Origin of the sequence: Candidatus Hydrogenedens sp., assembly GCA_035361075.1 — a bacterium.
Classification (GTDB): Bacteria; Hydrogenedentota; Hydrogenedentia; order Hydrogenedentales; family Hydrogenedentaceae; genus Hydrogenedens.
Window position 1 is genome coordinate 20,494 of the sequence record DAOSBX010000004.1, and the last position, 16,023, is coordinate 36,516.

The window sequence follows — 16,023 nt, forward strand, 5'->3', positions numbered from 1 at the left end:
TTTAATCCTCCTCATATCGGGCTGCGGGCACGCTCCGTTCATATATCATTCGTCCTTTCGACTCTGCTCGGACCACAAATTCATCATTTGTTCGATAATTGAAACACCCATCTTTATTAATATCAACAGCCTGACCTAACTGAACTAAAGCGATGATTTGAAACACATCTGACCTAAAACTAATGTGGTCAGCAACGGCTTCGTATCTCGACAATACATCATTTATTCTTTCTATATAGTTACCTTTTACACTAAGTGGAGTTAAATATTTACCAGAATTTATATCCGCTAATTCCATAGGAGAAGAATAATATCTACCGTCTTCATGCTCCGGTCTATTCGTTGTTAACAAATATGAAAGTTGGAAAGCAGAAAGAGCGGTATCAGATAAGTTGTCTGTATAAGTAGCATCTGTGACAGGAATGGGATTTATTCCATAAGTTGGGTTACTCAAATCTGCATCTTTGGGTAGTGGGCTTTGGCGGTAAAACATTCCTGGTAAGCACATGGAAGAAATGAACACCCTCTTACTTCTCCCCCTTGTATAGATATAAGGCTCTATTGTATTTACATTGATTTTATAAGATGTGGATTTTGAGGGACTCAATACAATATTTGTTAGGAAACATGGAGCATCACCCACATTCCTAACTCGCAATGCGATAAATTTTTGTGTAACTTTAATCATCTGGGGTCGCCAGCCGGCTGCGGCTTGCTTCCCATATATAATTATACCATTTCTATCGGGTTGATAGACAACAACATCTTCAGGAATTATAGTATTATCTGTCCGATACCAATCATCAGGATGGGTCAAACCTGTTGGTATAGTAGAACCTCTCGGTTTTAACCCTTTCGCTTGTGCAGGGTCTGTAATTACTTCGATAGCCAAACGAACCTGAGTGGGGTCATAATCTTGATTAATCCATAATTTACCAAAATCTTCACTAAACAATTCATATGTTGGCGTTCCACCAGCATGTAGTTTCTCATCGTAATATTGAAGTCTACGCATTTGCTCTTCACTAACAACATTAATATAAACGCAATAGTCTCCATTTTCAACACCATCTTCTACATCCCAGATAAATAATGCTTCTGGCCTATTACGTTCGGGATAAATCGTCCTATAACTGCTCGCATAAGCAAAAACTCGCTTTGGTATTTGCCACCGTTGAGCAACATCATTAATATCCACTTGAGGTCTACCAAAAACTCGTGAACCATCAACAAGCCAACTATCCCCTGGCTCTGCATTAAATAAAGTCGGAAGTGGTGTCGGATATTGACCAGCCCATGTTGAACCATCAACAAATTTAGGATAGGTATAGGATTCACCTGGGAACATAAACAAGAACAAAGGAACCCATGCCTCAGGATAAATATTATTATTTAAGTCGTAAGTTATCATTGTTTGGAAATTGCCACCTGACGGGAACACGTCTGTCTCATTTGGATTCGGGCGGATGGGTATAAATTCAGCAGTTCCAACCGTCAACACCTTACCTTCCGTAGAAAACATTAAAGGAGCATCCTTTAATGTCTGGCCTAACTCCACTTTGTTTTTCAACTGTGATGCTGTTACTTCACCCCCAGTCCAAACCTGACGCCAGAAAAACTCATCAGAACCAGGACGATAAAGAACCAAATTTTGACGAGATAAATCAAAAAGATATCTGTTTTCCGGATTTATAAATAGGGATTTCTGACGATAAGCAGAGGTTAAAAACTGATTCTGTATAGGGATTTTTATTCGGTCAATAACTCCCGTATAAGCAACCCCTAAATCTCTATTCTGTTCAAGATTCCAAAATGGATATGACAAAGTCAGTGTTCTACCATTAATTACCGGTGCATCTGGCAATGAACCTTCAGGTGTGGAAAAGTCTTTACTTTCTAATGCAATTTCTGTATATGATTTAGCTAACGGTGTGCTATTATATGTTCTCACAACAAAATCAATATCTGTCTTTAGCCTATATGGATTTTCGTTTGTATAGCCAAACAGTGGGAAATTATTTGGTTCTTCATTATTTATCATTACATTAACAATCTGTTCTAAGTAATGAGGCGATTCCTCCCAATCGTCATAATAGCCATCTGTGGCTTCCCACCTATTACTTAAACCATGCTTATCACCTGCATACTCCGGATGTTTTCGATTCAACGAGCGATAAAAATCCCAAAGCATACAATCAGGAATCCACCACGACGCAAAATCTGGATTCAGTTGCAATTCATTCGGTGCAGGTAAAATATCATCTATTGCACGGTTAGTTACGTCAAGTTCGTTATATGAAACTCCATCAACTAACCCGCCTTTCTGGTCATACAAACAAACAACAACGCAATCTCCTGGATTCCATCGTTTTTCCACAAATGCCTTCCATTGTGGCGGGTCATCATCTGTACCTAAATATGGTGCAATTAGATCTGGGTTTCCAGAATAATTAAGACCTGTCGTTTTATTTGGCGGATTATTCCCATCATAAGGGTCGCTAATAAAATCAACCTCTATGTTGCCGGTAAAATATGTCATTGACTTTAAATGGAAAACAGGTAGCATTCCACTCTCATAACTACCATAACCATAGACCCTATTGTTGCTATAAGGACCAATACGTCCTTCGTCTACACCTTCATTATATAAAATATTTAGAGGGTTACTTTCGTCCGTTGGTCTATCGTCTACAAAACCGTTAAGATTATTATCAACACCATCTTTTTCAAGGATACCTAACTGAGTCTTTCCTCCTGTCAATAATACCCTCCCATCGCCATCATTATCATAACCATCATTTTCAGGCTCATTGGGTAAAATTCCCCCCTGTAAAATTAATTTTGCAATATCATTCACACTAACGATTTGGTCGATCTTTCTCCGTTCCGTTCTATCTACTTTATCTGTTCCAGAAATATCTACATCAATCAATGGAAACTCTACAGATGACAGGGGTACAATGCGGTCCCATGCTTTTCTTGGACCTGCCACATTAATATTCAAATTCGATGGTGTGCTTTCAATTTCATTATCGAATACATTATCATTTAAAACACCATCACTATTATAATCGACAAGGTCCTCCTCTAAACTTGCATTTGTATACCTTCTGTTAAACACATTTTCCACTTCCTCTAAACCTACAAAAGGAGTGGTAATATAGGTCAAAAACTCCAATTCAGCAGGAGGAGCAACATCAGGGATAATGTTACAAACTCCAATTCCGTTCTTTTTAATAATAGAATCGGGATTATAATTTACATCTTTATAATGGTCATACTTATCATTGGGTAAATCCGTTGACGAATCAAAAGTCAATAATAAACGACCTTTAGGAGCGATGGTGTATCTATCGTTTGGATTGTTAGGGTCACCAATTTTTGCAACAACTTTATATGGGTCGATTCTAAAACCGTTTTTATCTCTGGGAATACCTATCTCGAGGGTATAACCTGTCAAATCAATATGCTTATTTGAAATATTAGTCAATTCTATATATTCATGGTCTGGTTCCTGGCTAAACTCCAGATAATTCAATGCGATAGGACTACCCGAATTGACATTTTCTGCCCAAAACGCAATACATAATACAAAATCATTGGTATTATCTCCATCATCGGGTGTATACGGAGGAACTGTAACAGTAAAGGTTTTTCCATTCACGGGTCGTTCTTCTGGTAAAATTCCATCTAACCAGTAGTTAGGAGGAGGTAATGTTTGTGACTCCAATTGTCCGGGTAAAAACACTTTCCCTGTTTCTTCGCCACGGGCATTAACACCAATCCAAGCATCTTGTACTCGTTGAAATACCGCATCGTCATTTACAAGATTCGGTTCGTTTCTGACGTCATCCAGCACAGATGGTTCTATTAAAGTGTCATCATCTAATACGTCCGGGGCATTGACATTTACAGCACAATATTTAACAGCATATTTGAGATGTTGAGTGCTACCTCTCTTTAATGTGTGGTCTGTTAAATTATTTGTATTCAATACTAAATAATATCTCCCTGGGGGCAATTGTTTCGTGGCTCGAATCCGAAACTCAATCACATTCGGGAAATCAAACTCTTGAGAAGGTGATGTTGTATTGTCAATATATCTAAACGTTTCTTCCGTAGTCTCATAATAATTCTCTTTTCCTAAAACATTAGCACTCAACACCCATGGGACAGCTGGCACTATATCGTGTTCATCATCATCAACAAATCGGTTACTTAATGCTTCAACATCTGCAAGGAACAAGGGGATACCTGGCGAATAATTAGTTCGATAGTAGTTATAGTAGTTTTGATACACCGGCACTTCCAGTTCAAGCCTACGCACTGGTCGTACCATGAGTTCCGTTATTCGTATTGATTCCACCCCAGCAACTGTATAACTTATTGAACGTAAATCTTTCAATATGGTTCCATCTGTACTTATGCCATTATCAACTCGATTTGCCCACCAGTAATCGTTAATTGCAAAGAAAATATTTCTCTCTTCTAATGTCTCCTTCATATAATTTTCTATTTCTTTCAAAGGGAAGTTCTCTGGATTATGTCCCTTTTCAAAAACAGATAGCGTGTTCTTATTTGTACTCGGGTTATATACCTTTTCCTCTGATGAACTTAAAGAACTCGGCACTTTTTCTGTTGTTAACCTCGTTTGAACTACATCACTATCTCTCATATCTACTAAATTTACAGCAAATTGAATTGTCTTTAACAATGGGTCCACAGGAAAATTGAAACATTGGGTTTCAGAATTGGGATTCATTGCAGAGACTGGAATACCACTTACATTATCATAGTTATAGAAAAAGAAACCAGGTTCATTGTTATCCTCTTGAAACCATGTAGACCAGTCATCCTCATAACTTCTTAATCCTTCAGCAAAATAAAAGGCGTCATAGGCAGTCGGTAATTTCCATGAAATAGTATTAAGGGTCGAGGCAGGCTTTACAAACATCATAAGAGTTGAGGCAATTTGGTTAGCAGACGCATAATTAATATTTACAGGATTAATTCCACGGAGAGACGCTCCAAATTTTTTTGTTTGTACGTTTTTTGATAATCCAAAAGAAGTTAACACTGACATTATCTGACTAATATTTTTTGACCCCGGCTCACCATATTCTAATAGTTCGGAGATTTGGTCTGTCGTGCTAATAATTCTGTCACCCAATTCCCCAAGTTCATCTGTAACACCATTTTGATTATCATCTGCAAAATCTCGTTCAGCAATTTTATTCAAATAAGGTCTTGCTTTTTGAAATTCACCTGGTTCATCAATCCCTTCAAGAATTCCTAACCAATTATTTACACCATTATCAACAATCCCATCGCCATCATCATCTAATCCATTTGTTAACAAAAGGAAAGCATTAGCATTATCATCAGCAACACCATACCCCGGAAATGCCATATCATAATATAACGGCGAAGAACCTACACCTAAAGAATAGTCCGACACAGAACTATCAATCTGTCCATGAGATGCTCCTGTTAACAAATTCCAAAACTTTCGGGCTATATTTCTTCCACTGGTAGGTAAAAATCGCGTTTCCATTCCATAACCCAACAACCATGGGGACGACATTCCTGGAACAAAATATGTTCGACGTAGTTTGTCTGCAAGGCTCGTCTCCGGAACGGTAAAATTAAAGTCTATAGGATAGTGCCCTCCCGTAGCATTCAAGTTGATTTTACTACTCTCATCTTCTATATATACCGCCATTCTACCATATAAATCACATATAGGCTCACCTGTATGAGTAATATGAATAAAGGGAATTAAACTCTCATAATTGATATCCCTTGTAACTCCTCCAGCAATATCTTTATATTTCCCTCGTGTTGGATATATTTGGATTCCCGGTAAAAAGACATTACCATTAGCATCAAGAAAATGATTGATTTCTATGAAAGATGCACTTTTTGCAGAACGAAATCGATAGGTATCTTCCAGATTCCAGTTTCCCGGCATAGCAAATTTGGCATACATATAATCATAAACCTCCACATCTGCTTGATTATTTTTGTAAATATCATATATGGGAGCACCCCGATTTGGACCAGAGGTTACGAATCCTTTCAAAACAAATGGCGGTCCTGCTAATTCAAGGACTTCACTTCCTATCCTGCTCGTATCGGTTATTTTAAAAAATCTCTCTAAATTATTAGGTCCTATATAAGCATAGGTTTCAAAATTATTTACAAGCATATCATAGTCATTATCAAGACAGTCGACATTCTCCGCTGTTAAAGTGCATACTTTCCCTGAAATAGGATTAACTATTTCTATTGATGACGGCATAATAATTTGAAGATATACCAAGTTGCCATTTTCATCCGGAACCATATCATATTGATTAATAACCCCATCCGCATTCCAGTCCACCTTGATTCGTAATCCAGGCAGAGGTGCGGTTAAAAATAATTGTTCTCGTGGGTTTCCATTATCATCTTTATCATCATCATCGATAAGACCGTTACAATCATTGTCTAAACCATCATTCCCACCCCAATATACAAAAGCACCTATCTCAAATACTTCTTCCGGGTCCGGAGTACATACTTTTTTATCTCCTACCTGTTCACAGAACTGGTCTGTTGGGTCATACAAATCATCTGCACCAAAAACGGGACCTTCTTCATTAATATCATTATCTGGCTTTTCATCCACAAGACCATTTAAATTGTTATCTAAACCATCATCACGAATTTCTCTTATATCTCCTGCGGAATCTGTTATTAAACCGCTAAATAAACGGTCTGCGGACATTGGCATCCATATTGCGTCTTTATATCCATCCCCGTCTAAATCTACATCAGCCCAGGCATTAACCCATTCACGAGTATAAAGTTGTCCGTTAGCATAAGATACCCCATTTCTATCCGCTCCTGTAAACACAGGAGAACCATCCGGATATTGAACCCTGCCATACATAGCAGGCAACAAAAATGGCGCCACATTAGACGGTATATCACCGTCTCTTGTTATCTCATTAAAACTCTTGGCATTTATATTGACCCGATAATAGAGATAATTATTTCCTTCTTTCTGTGGTAGAACCACCCACTTAGAAGGGTCAGCATCCGGAACAACTAATTCTGCATTCAAATCATAAATAACAGGCGCATTTAGATTCTCTATTCGTGGGTAAAAAAGCCAATTGCGACTCCGTGGTCCATTATAGAGTAACTCATAATATCCATCAGCAAAACGGACATATAGAAATCGTCGATTAAGAGGAAGATTTAACATATAACCTTGCAAATTTGGGAAATGCACCCAAGGTCGTGACACATCAATATAGGGGATGCCCTGTTTTGACTGGAGTGAACTTCGTAGAACCAAACCTGCTGGGCCTAATCCTACATTACGAATTGCCCATGGTTTACCTGCAACCCAGGAACCATTAAAAAAGGAACGCCACGAATGGTCTGTTGAAGATGCAAAAGGATGCTGATTTAAATCATTATTTAAGTAAGACATGGCGATATTCATCGCCCCGCGTAACAGCTCGTCTGATTGAGCCTGACGGAGTGATAAATCCGCTACATATAATTCCCCACGTGTAACAAAATAGAAAGTAAAGCCTATCGCAAGAAGAATAGCAATTATTCCAATTGCTAATACTAATGCCGCGCCCGTATTCTTTTTTTGCATAAACTAATTACTCCTTCATGAAGGATAATAACATTCTCGATAAAGTTTATTAAATTTTTACGAGTATTTCAATTTTTACACTACGTTTCATTACATTCCTGCGGGCATCCTCCTTTGTTGTGGGGTTCTAAGTCCGCACGGAATGTCAATTGATTGACTAAACCAGCGCCTGAAATCAGAAATTCCGGGCCGCGGCTTCTCAGACATTATCCAGGCACTAATGGTTATTCGAACAGGTAGACGGTCAAAGAAAATAGATGCAAATGGCGCTGTTTTACTTGGGTCTGTTCCTCTCATTTCTGTCCATATCCTATCCAAAAAAGCAGTAGCACATCCTATCTCTTCTTCTGATATTGATTCCGGAGGTGAGGATAAATAATTCATATACAACGGGATATTCCTTACATCATTAAAATACATGGCTGTTATATTCTCTTCTGATTGATATGAGAAAATGGCACCTGGATATAATAAATCTGTTGCAGTAGTAAAAGTATTTGCTTCATCAATCCAAAATGCACGGGCTCCAAAACCATCTGCCAACACATAATCTTCTGGATTTAAATTAGAGGCTTCCCAGAAATTAAGTAGACGACTTTGTGTTGTTATATTTCCTGTTCCACCGGTAAACAATAGGTATAAATATGCCTGGTCCTTACGTGAAATAGATAGGTCGTAACACCAAATATAAGGTCCTAAATTGAGAGTCCCCTCTCCCCCAGATATAACAGACCTGTTAATAGGGTTCAAGAGTAAATTATACCAATCAACACAATATTTAGAGGGGTTATATACCTGCATTAATAACAAACGGAGTTCTACTTTCCTCATATCTATCAAATTTTTTATAAACTCTTTATCTATGGTCTGATAATTGGGATTGTCAACATAATTTCTTAAATCTTTTGCTATCTGAATATTAGGTACCTGTAAATCCACCCGGCTTAATACGTTTATGTTACTTTGAGAGCCGAGATTTTCTACTAAAAATGCATGGAGCAAAGAGTCCATTTCAGTATAACCTTCTACTGCAAATGGATTATCTACAGTGTTTATCTGCGGTTGAGGGAAAATATGTGTGTTTACATCAATAATATTTGATTGTCCCTTTTCTTCTATTCTAAACAAAGCTAACGGCTGAACTAGTACTCGATATGCTTGTTCATCACCATCAAATACTGGGTTCATGTTAACCTCTGAGAATAAATTTCCTGCGTTAGAAAGGGTGTCTAATTTATTTATAATATCTGTAATATTACATGAAGAAGGGAGTGAATCTACCACCACATCCGGGATATCACCTATAATCTTTTCAAAATTTACATTCGGAATTTTATTTATTAACTTTTTCATATAAATAATATCTTCCAACCTCGTTCTACCCTGACTATTCCTTTTTTTTATTTCATCTGGAGAAATAGCTCCCCACGTCTCAAAAGGAGGAATAAATGGGCTTGGTGCAAAGAAGTAAGTAACTCTCCCAATCATTCCATTATCTAACAGTGTAAGAAATGTGAATGAAGTGGGGGTTCCGTAGAATTGAATATTTTCTCCACGATTTGCTAAGGCACATGCTCTCTGCAAATCACGAGATAAAACCTCCATAGCTGTACGTGCATTATCATAATTATCTTTAATCATATAACCTTGAAGGGTGCTTTCAATTGCTGAAGTAAACATCATCACTAAACCTGCAAGAAGAATAGATAAAATAGCCATCGCCACCAATAATTCAATAAGGGTCACACCGATGTTATACTTTAAGAATCTCGGCATCCTTCTTCGTATTGATGTATATCCCTTACTGTTCTGTAACATAGGTAACGAACCTTTCTTCACGTCCATCATTTAAACGCACTTTGAATGTAACGCGATACAAATCCTTCCCTGATGGAACACGAGAAGCAGATGCACCATAATGTTGATATAACTCATACGCACTTGCAGTCGTCTCTATCATCTGAAAAGCAGTGTCTTTAAGCCATAAATTGAGCCCTGTCGATAATGCTCCACTGACACGAACGCGACTCAGTTCTGTTCGAGCTAAATTTGAAATATTTGCATCGGCAGCAGAATCTGTCAATAACTTTAGAGCTGAAGGAAATAATGCAAAGACAGCGACCAATCCTCCTGCAATAATTGCCAACGCTATGACAATCTCTAAAAGAGTAAATCCATATTTTCTTAAATTTGAATTCATAGGATACTGTGTCTTTATCATAAATTAATTTTTATCCTACCTGTAGACCGGAATAGTTCAATAGTTGCAATTCGATGATTAACCCACTGTTTCTCTACCGGCATACTTTCACCACCAGGTATTACTTCTACTAACGTTGACGGAGTAAAAGAAATATCCAACAACGGTATGATGAATCGTTCTTTTGTGTTTACAGCAGAACTTACACTCAATTTTCCAAAGCTATTAAAAACATGAGCCACCCATAAGTAAGTATTTTGTTCATCTATATACGCCTCACTGGCATGTTCTGTTTCCGCCACATCAAGGAATGGAACCTTAACAAACTGCAGACCTAATAACTGAAATGCATAGGAATCTGCTGACCTATCCCATGACAAAATAGGACCCGGTACCGGTATAAGCATATCGGGCATTACCACATCTGTCATAAACTTCACACTACACACAACAATACCTTCACCAAATTCCTTCAACACTCCGGACTCATTTTCATCCCGAATCGGAACATAAAAATTATCCCAATCCTCCGGAACTCCTAACCTATCACGTATCGTCTCAAAATTAGGATTATTTTTTGAACTAATTTCATACATAATCGCAGCAGACTTTAAAATATGCAAACTGGGTTGAGTACCAACAATAATTCCACTATTTTCTGTTTCAACATTAGTCATATTTAATGGGATTTCAACATCTTGATAAACAACTGCTGTATTTACGCGATATGTAATTGCATACATTCGAGCGACCTGAAGAATCTGTGCCAGTTCTCTGGCTGTACGCCGTAATGGGTCACTCGAGTTCAAATAAAAACGAACAAAGGAGGGAATAAAAATCAGCCCCAATAAGGCTATTATCACCAATACTACCAAAAGTTCCGTTAATGTAAAACCATGTTTTTTCATCATTTCAAAATAACTTATTTTAATCGGGTAATGTGTTAATTTCTAAAACACATTACCCGATGATTCAATTGTCAGCTGTAATAAACATTAACTATAAAATCTCATCCAGCTTTGGCCAGGGTCCCAATTATTAATATCATCTCCTCCACCTTTGTATTCTTCATCCTGGTTCGAAGGATAATCTGCAGGTCCACTATAACTACCCTCAGGTAATGGTAAGGCTTTTTGAGCACTATAAATAGCCTGTCCTGATACAAGATTTGAACCATTAGACCAAATATATGCTATTTTTCCCTTATCCGCAGGATAGCCAAAATCAATTTCCTGATTCGTCTCAGGGTCTACAATATGATACCTATCTTTTAATATAGTTAGTGAATCTATTCTACCTCCTGCACTAACTCCCGGTAAGTTTTTATCCTTTTCTCCTAACATATATATTCTAAACGGAATAGGACCATTTCTCGGGGTCCATGGTCCAGGATATATGTTATATAAATTGCCCCATGGGTCCGTTGCCAAATCTTCGAGATAACCAACACCTAAACGCATAACCACATCTCTATCCAATATACTGGAATAGACAAGCCCAGTTTCAACATCTGCCCTGCCATCAAGTACCCTTCGTCCCTCTCTTAATAACGCATATAACGTACGCGTATAAAGTTCTATAGCTTGTTGGAACTGTCCCGCAGTCATTTGCCCTGGAGTTAAGCCTAATTTTTCACGAACTGCATCCGGAGTAAATAAGAAATTCAAATTCTGGACATTAGCATCGGTAACCATTTTAGTTAATGCTAATTCAATTCCTTTAATATCTCCGAGTGCTCGCGTTGCTCTGCCCCTCGCAATATACCGAACTACATTGGGAACTAAAATAGCGGCAAGTATAGATATAATTGCCATCACAACCAACAGTTCTACTAAGGTGAATCCTTTGTCTTTGTTTTTGTTTTTCATACTGTCTTCCTCCACTCAAGTTGTAAGAACGAACTTTTTGTCCGCCCTTTGGGTTATAAATTCATTTATTAAATTGTTGTTCTACTATATTTATACCATAAATATAGTATTCCGTGCCATATTTTTTTGATTATGTTCCACTAATTGTATCGCCAAGTGTGAATATTGGTAGATATAGAGATACTACAATAAATCCAATTATTCCACCTAAAACCACAATAATAGCAGGCTCCATCAACGCCAACATAGCATCAACAGCCGCCTCCACCTCTGCATCATATATATCTGCAACTTTATGCAACATCGCATCCAGACTTCCTGTCTCTTCACCAACATCAATCATATTAACAACCATTGCAGGAAAAACTTTCGTCTGGTCTAATGGAGCTGCAATTGTATCTCCTTCTTTTACACTATCATGCACCTTATCGATAGCATCTTGAATAATTTCATTACCAATAGTTTCTTTTGTAATTTTTAACGCCTGTAAAATAGGAACACCGGAAGTAATCAATGTGCCCAACGTTCTTGCAAAACGTGCAACTGCTACTTTAGTAACTAAATCGCCAATTAATGGGACTTTTAAAACAACTCTATCTCGAAACCTACGAACAACATGGAACTTAAAAAGAATTTTTATAAAAATAATAGTCCATGAAATAATTGCGATAACCATCCACCAGTTGTAAATCATAAAATCCCCAGCTTTCATTAAGAACTGAGTTGGCCAGGGTAGTTGCCCACCGAATTCTTTAAAAATATCTGCGAATACTGGAACAACTTTAATCAAAAGGAACATTACAATAGCGGAAGCAATTATAAGCACCGCAATAGGATAAATCATCGCAGATTTTACTCTCCGTTTAAGTGCCTCACGCCGTTCCATAAATTGGGCAATACGGTTTAACACCGTTTCAAGCATACCACCGACTTCACCTGCTTTTACCATATTTACAAATAAGCGGTCGAACTGTTTCGGATGTTTAGCCAATGCTTCAGAAAAGGTACTTCCTGATTGAATATCGGTGGCTATCTCACGCAAAATATCTTTCAATTTGCACGGTTTCATCTGTGCAATTAGCACATTCAGACTACGCAATAACGGCAACCCAGCATCAATAAGTGTGGATAACTGACGGGTCATTACTACCAATTGTTTTGTCTTTACACCACCAAAATAAAGTTCGCTGAGCCCCCTCTTTTCACCGCGAGCCCTACGTTCATCACTTCGCCGTGCCTCACGAACATGCGTTGGGAAAAGTCCTAAACTTCGCACATCATTTATCGCCAGAGCCACACTATCTGCCTGGATAATCCCGAAGACCTCTTTACCTTCTCGATTAATTGCTCGATATGCATATTTTGGCATTGGTCAGGCTCCTTTTAATCATCATATTTATCTGTATGAATAATAACTTCTTTTGCAGAGGTTATACCTTGGACACATTTAATAATACCTTCCTCGCGTAATGTTCTCATACCTAACTTTTTCCTTGCATATCTACGAATATCATACGCCATCGCACGGTCTAAAATCATCTCACAAATAGTCTCATCGACCTGTAGAATTTCAAATAAACCTGTTCTACCCATATATCCGATATAATCACATGCAGGACAACCTTTAGGACGAAACAATTGTAATTTTGGGTCATCTCGCCAGTTTTTAGGTAAGCCTAACTCATCCATCTCCTCTGAGGAAGGGCGATACCGCTCTCTACAATGTCTACATAGACAACGGACTAATCGTTGAGCCAATACTGCCTCTAATGAGGCAGTTATGAGGTATGGTTCAACATCCATATCTAACAAACGAGTAATAGTTTCAGGGGCACTATTCGTATGAAGGGTACTCAATACGAGGTGACCTGTCAATGATGCTTCTACTGCAATTTGTGCCGTTTCAAGGTCACGGATTTCTCCGACCATCACAATATCTGGGTCTTGACGCAAAATAGACCGTAACCCTGCTGCGAAGGTAAGTCCTACTTCTTCATTTACTTGACACTGCATTACTCGGTCAATCTGAAGTTCGACCGGATCCTCCATCGTAATAATTTTTACTTCTTCACTGTTAAGCTTTGCAATACATCCATAAAGTGTCGTTGTTTTCCCTGAACCTGTTGGTCCTGTCACTAATAAAATACCATTTGGTCTCGCTAAAACATCATCTAATTTTGCTTTTACATAATCACTTAAACCCAATCGATCCAAATCTATTTTTACAGCGGTACGGTCTAAAATACGTAAAACGACACCTTCTCCATATAGTGTTGGGAGAGTCGCAACACGGATATCAATAATACTATCTCCAACTTTCAATTCCACACGTGAATCTTGAGGCAATCTCCGTTCACTGATATCCATATTGCACATAATTTTCACACGGGAAACCAACGCTATTGCTAATGATTTTGGTGGATTAACTATCTCATGAAGAACACCGTCAATCCGAATTCGAATACGGAATCGGTCTTCATAAACCTCAAAATGAATATCCGATGCCCTTTTCTTAACTGCCTCTAAAAATACAAGATTAACAATCTTAATAACTTCTGGAAGCTGTGCTAACTCAACCAGGTTTTCCGTATCTTTAATAATTTCCTGAGTTCCTAACTCTTCTAACGTCAATTCACTGGAGCCAACTTTCTCCTGCAATTCCACAATCATTTCGTGGATGGAATCGGTTTCAAATGAATAATTATTTTTCCATGCTATCGCTATATCTTGCGGGTTACTAATTGCCCCTTTAACAGACTGACCCACGATATGATGTAAATCATCCAATATTTGCAAATTTAACGGGTCTGCCATTGCAACAATAAGAACACCATCAACTTCCCTAATAGGGATGACATTATAAAATCGTGCCACGTCCGGTGAAATTTTCCGAACAATTTCTTCGGGAATCTTTAATTTTGTGACATCTACCCGCTCCATCCCTAATTGGACACCAAGTGCTTCCACGATAGCCTGCTCATCACAGTACCCCATCGCCACTAAAACACGCCCCAAAAAGTCTCCTGTTATCCTCTGTCTCTGTAAAGCCTCATCCAATTGTAAAGGCGTTATTACCCCCTGCTCCACTAAAATATCGCCCAACCGTCGCTGGTTAATTTGATTGGTATTTAACTGATTTTGTTTTACAATAGCACTTGCCATTGACTTATTTTATCTCCTTATACTGTTATGCAACTTCTCCTTCTTTCTTTGGAGCGGGACCACCTTCAATACCCAATGCACGGGCTGCCGCCTCAAATTCATCCGGCATCTGTGCTTTGGCTAAGCAATCTTCATATTTACATATCCCTTTACGGAACAAAGCAAGTAAATGCTCATCCAGAAGGTTCATACCATACTTATGACCTGTTTGGATAGCTGATGTGATACGATAGGTCTTATTTTCACGAATAAGATTTTGGATAGCTGGTGTAGAATACATTATTTCAAATGCAGCAACACGACCAAAACCACTCTTCCGTGGGATAAGCGTTTGCGAGATAACCGCCTTTAAGTTTCCTGCTAACTGGGTTCGTATTTGCTCTTGTTGGTTCGAGGGGAAAGCGTCTACAATACGGTCTACGGTTCTCACTGCACCTGTGGTGTGAAGTGTTGCAAACACTAAGTGCCCCGTTTCTGCGGCGGTGATTGCCGCTTCTATTGTCTCCAAGTCACGCATTTCACCAACAAGAATTACGTCAGGGTCCATACGTAAGGCTCGACGTAAAGCCTCTGCGAACGTTGGCACATCAACACCAACTTCTCGTTGTGTTACTACGCTTTTTTTATGTGTATGAAAATATTCTATTGGGTCTTCTATTGTGATAATATGAGCATCAAGATTCGTATTTATCCAATCAATCATTGTCGCAAGTGTTGTTGATTTTCCTGAACCTGTAGGACCTGTTACCAATACCAAACCACGTGGTTGCCGTAACAGATTTTCGATATGTCTGGGCAGACCTAATTCTTCAAAAGTCAATATTTTGCGAGGGATTAAACGGAGAACAATCCCCACATAACCTTTTTGCTTAAAAATAGACACACGAAAACGTGCAATATCTTCAAATGCAAAACCGAAGTCAGAACCACCTACCTCTTGTAACTCTTGTTGATTATCAACCGAAGCAATACTTTTCATTAGCCGTTCTGTATCCTCTGCTGTCAGAGGGTCTTCACCAAAATAAATTAGCCTCCCGTGGACTCTGCCCACTGGTGGATTATCGACGGCAAGGTGCAAGTCCGAACCTTCACGGTCAATAAGCATCCTCAATAAACTTACCATTTCATAAGCCATA

The 16,023-nt window shown here is 38.4% G+C and carries 8 protein-coding genes; all 8 read right to left on the reverse strand.

Annotation, left to right across the window (positions count from 1 at the left end; translation table 11 throughout):
• Position 1 precedes the first annotated feature (1 nt).
• The 8 genes from PLJ10_01965 to PLJ10_02000 all read right to left on the reverse strand — a co-directional run bounded on the left by PLJ10_01965 (position 2) and on the right by PLJ10_02000 (position 16,022).
• Positions 2-7,657 carry a hypothetical protein gene (locus PLJ10_01965; protein ID HOK08408.1) on the reverse strand — a complete coding sequence of 2,552 codons (7,656 nt, stop codon included), beginning with the start codon at positions 7,655-7,657 and terminating at the stop codon, positions 2-4.
• Between the two features lie 90 nt (positions 7,658-7,747).
• Entirely contained in the window at positions 7,748-9,475 is a 1,728-nt protein-coding gene (locus tag PLJ10_01970) for a prepilin-type N-terminal cleavage/methylation domain-containing protein (GenBank protein HOK08409.1), read from the reverse strand.
• The gene (locus PLJ10_01975) at positions 9,459-9,878 is read right to left on the reverse strand and encodes a prepilin-type N-terminal cleavage/methylation domain-containing protein (protein HOK08410.1); all 420 of its coding nucleotides are present in this window, start codon (positions 9,876-9,878) and stop codon (positions 9,459-9,461) included. Before PLJ10_01975 ends, PLJ10_01970 begins: the two co-directional genes overlap by 17 nt.
• Entirely contained in the window at positions 9,875-10,768 is an 894-nt protein-coding gene (locus PLJ10_01980) for a prepilin-type N-terminal cleavage/methylation domain-containing protein (protein ID HOK08411.1), read from the reverse strand. The genes PLJ10_01975 and PLJ10_01980 overlap by 4 nt, the downstream gene beginning before the upstream one ends.
• A gap of 84 nt (positions 10,769-10,852) precedes the next feature.
• Complete coding sequence (locus PLJ10_01985; protein ID HOK08412.1) at positions 10,853-11,725, reverse strand: prepilin-type N-terminal cleavage/methylation domain-containing protein; 873 nt, start codon at positions 11,723-11,725, stop codon at positions 10,853-10,855.
• Between the two features lie 130 nt (positions 11,726-11,855).
• Positions 11,856-13,094 (reverse strand): type II secretion system inner membrane protein GspF, encoded by a 1,239-nt coding sequence (gene gspF / locus PLJ10_01990; protein HOK08413.1) that lies wholly within the window; start codon positions 13,092-13,094, stop codon positions 11,856-11,858.
• Positions 13,095-13,108: 14 nt separating this feature from the next.
• On the reverse strand, positions 13,109-14,887 hold the full coding sequence (locus PLJ10_01995; GenBank protein ID HOK08414.1) for an ATPase, T2SS/T4P/T4SS family: 1,779 nt from the start codon (positions 14,885-14,887) through the stop codon (positions 13,109-13,111).
• Positions 14,888-14,912: 25 nt separating this feature from the next.
• Positions 14,913-16,022, reverse strand: coding sequence for a type IV pilus twitching motility protein PilT (locus PLJ10_02000; GenBank protein HOK08415.1), 1,110 nt, complete (start codon positions 16,020-16,022; stop codon positions 14,913-14,915).
• Between the last annotated feature and the right edge of the window lies 1 nt (position 16,023).

Coding starts and splice junctions, on each gene's coding strand:
- PLJ10_01980 (HOK08411.1), bottom strand. CDS start 10,768: ATGATGAAAAAACATGGTTTTACATTAACGGAACTTTTGGTAGTATTG.
- PLJ10_01995 (HOK08414.1), bottom strand. CDS start 14,887: ATGGCAAGTGCTATTGTAAAACAAAATCAGTTAAATACCAATCAAATT.
- PLJ10_01985 (HOK08412.1), bottom strand. CDS start 11,725: ATGAAAAACAAAAACAAAGACAAAGGATTCACCTTAGTAGAACTGTTG.
- gspF (HOK08413.1), bottom strand. CDS start 13,094: ATGCCAAAATATGCATATCGAGCAATTAATCGAGAAGGTAAAGAGGTC.
- PLJ10_01970 (HOK08409.1), bottom strand. CDS start 9,475: ATGTTACAGAACAGTAAGGGATATACATCAATACGAAGAAGGATGCCG.
- PLJ10_02000 (HOK08415.1), bottom strand. CDS start 16,022: ATGGCTTATGAAATGGTAAGTTTATTGAGGATGCTTATTGACCGTGAA.
- PLJ10_01975 (HOK08410.1), bottom strand. CDS start 9,878: ATGATAAAGACACAGTATCCTATGAATTCAAATTTAAGAAAATATGGA.
- PLJ10_01965 (HOK08408.1), bottom strand. CDS start 7,657: ATGCAAAAAAAGAATACGGGCGCGGCATTAGTATTAGCAATTGGAATA.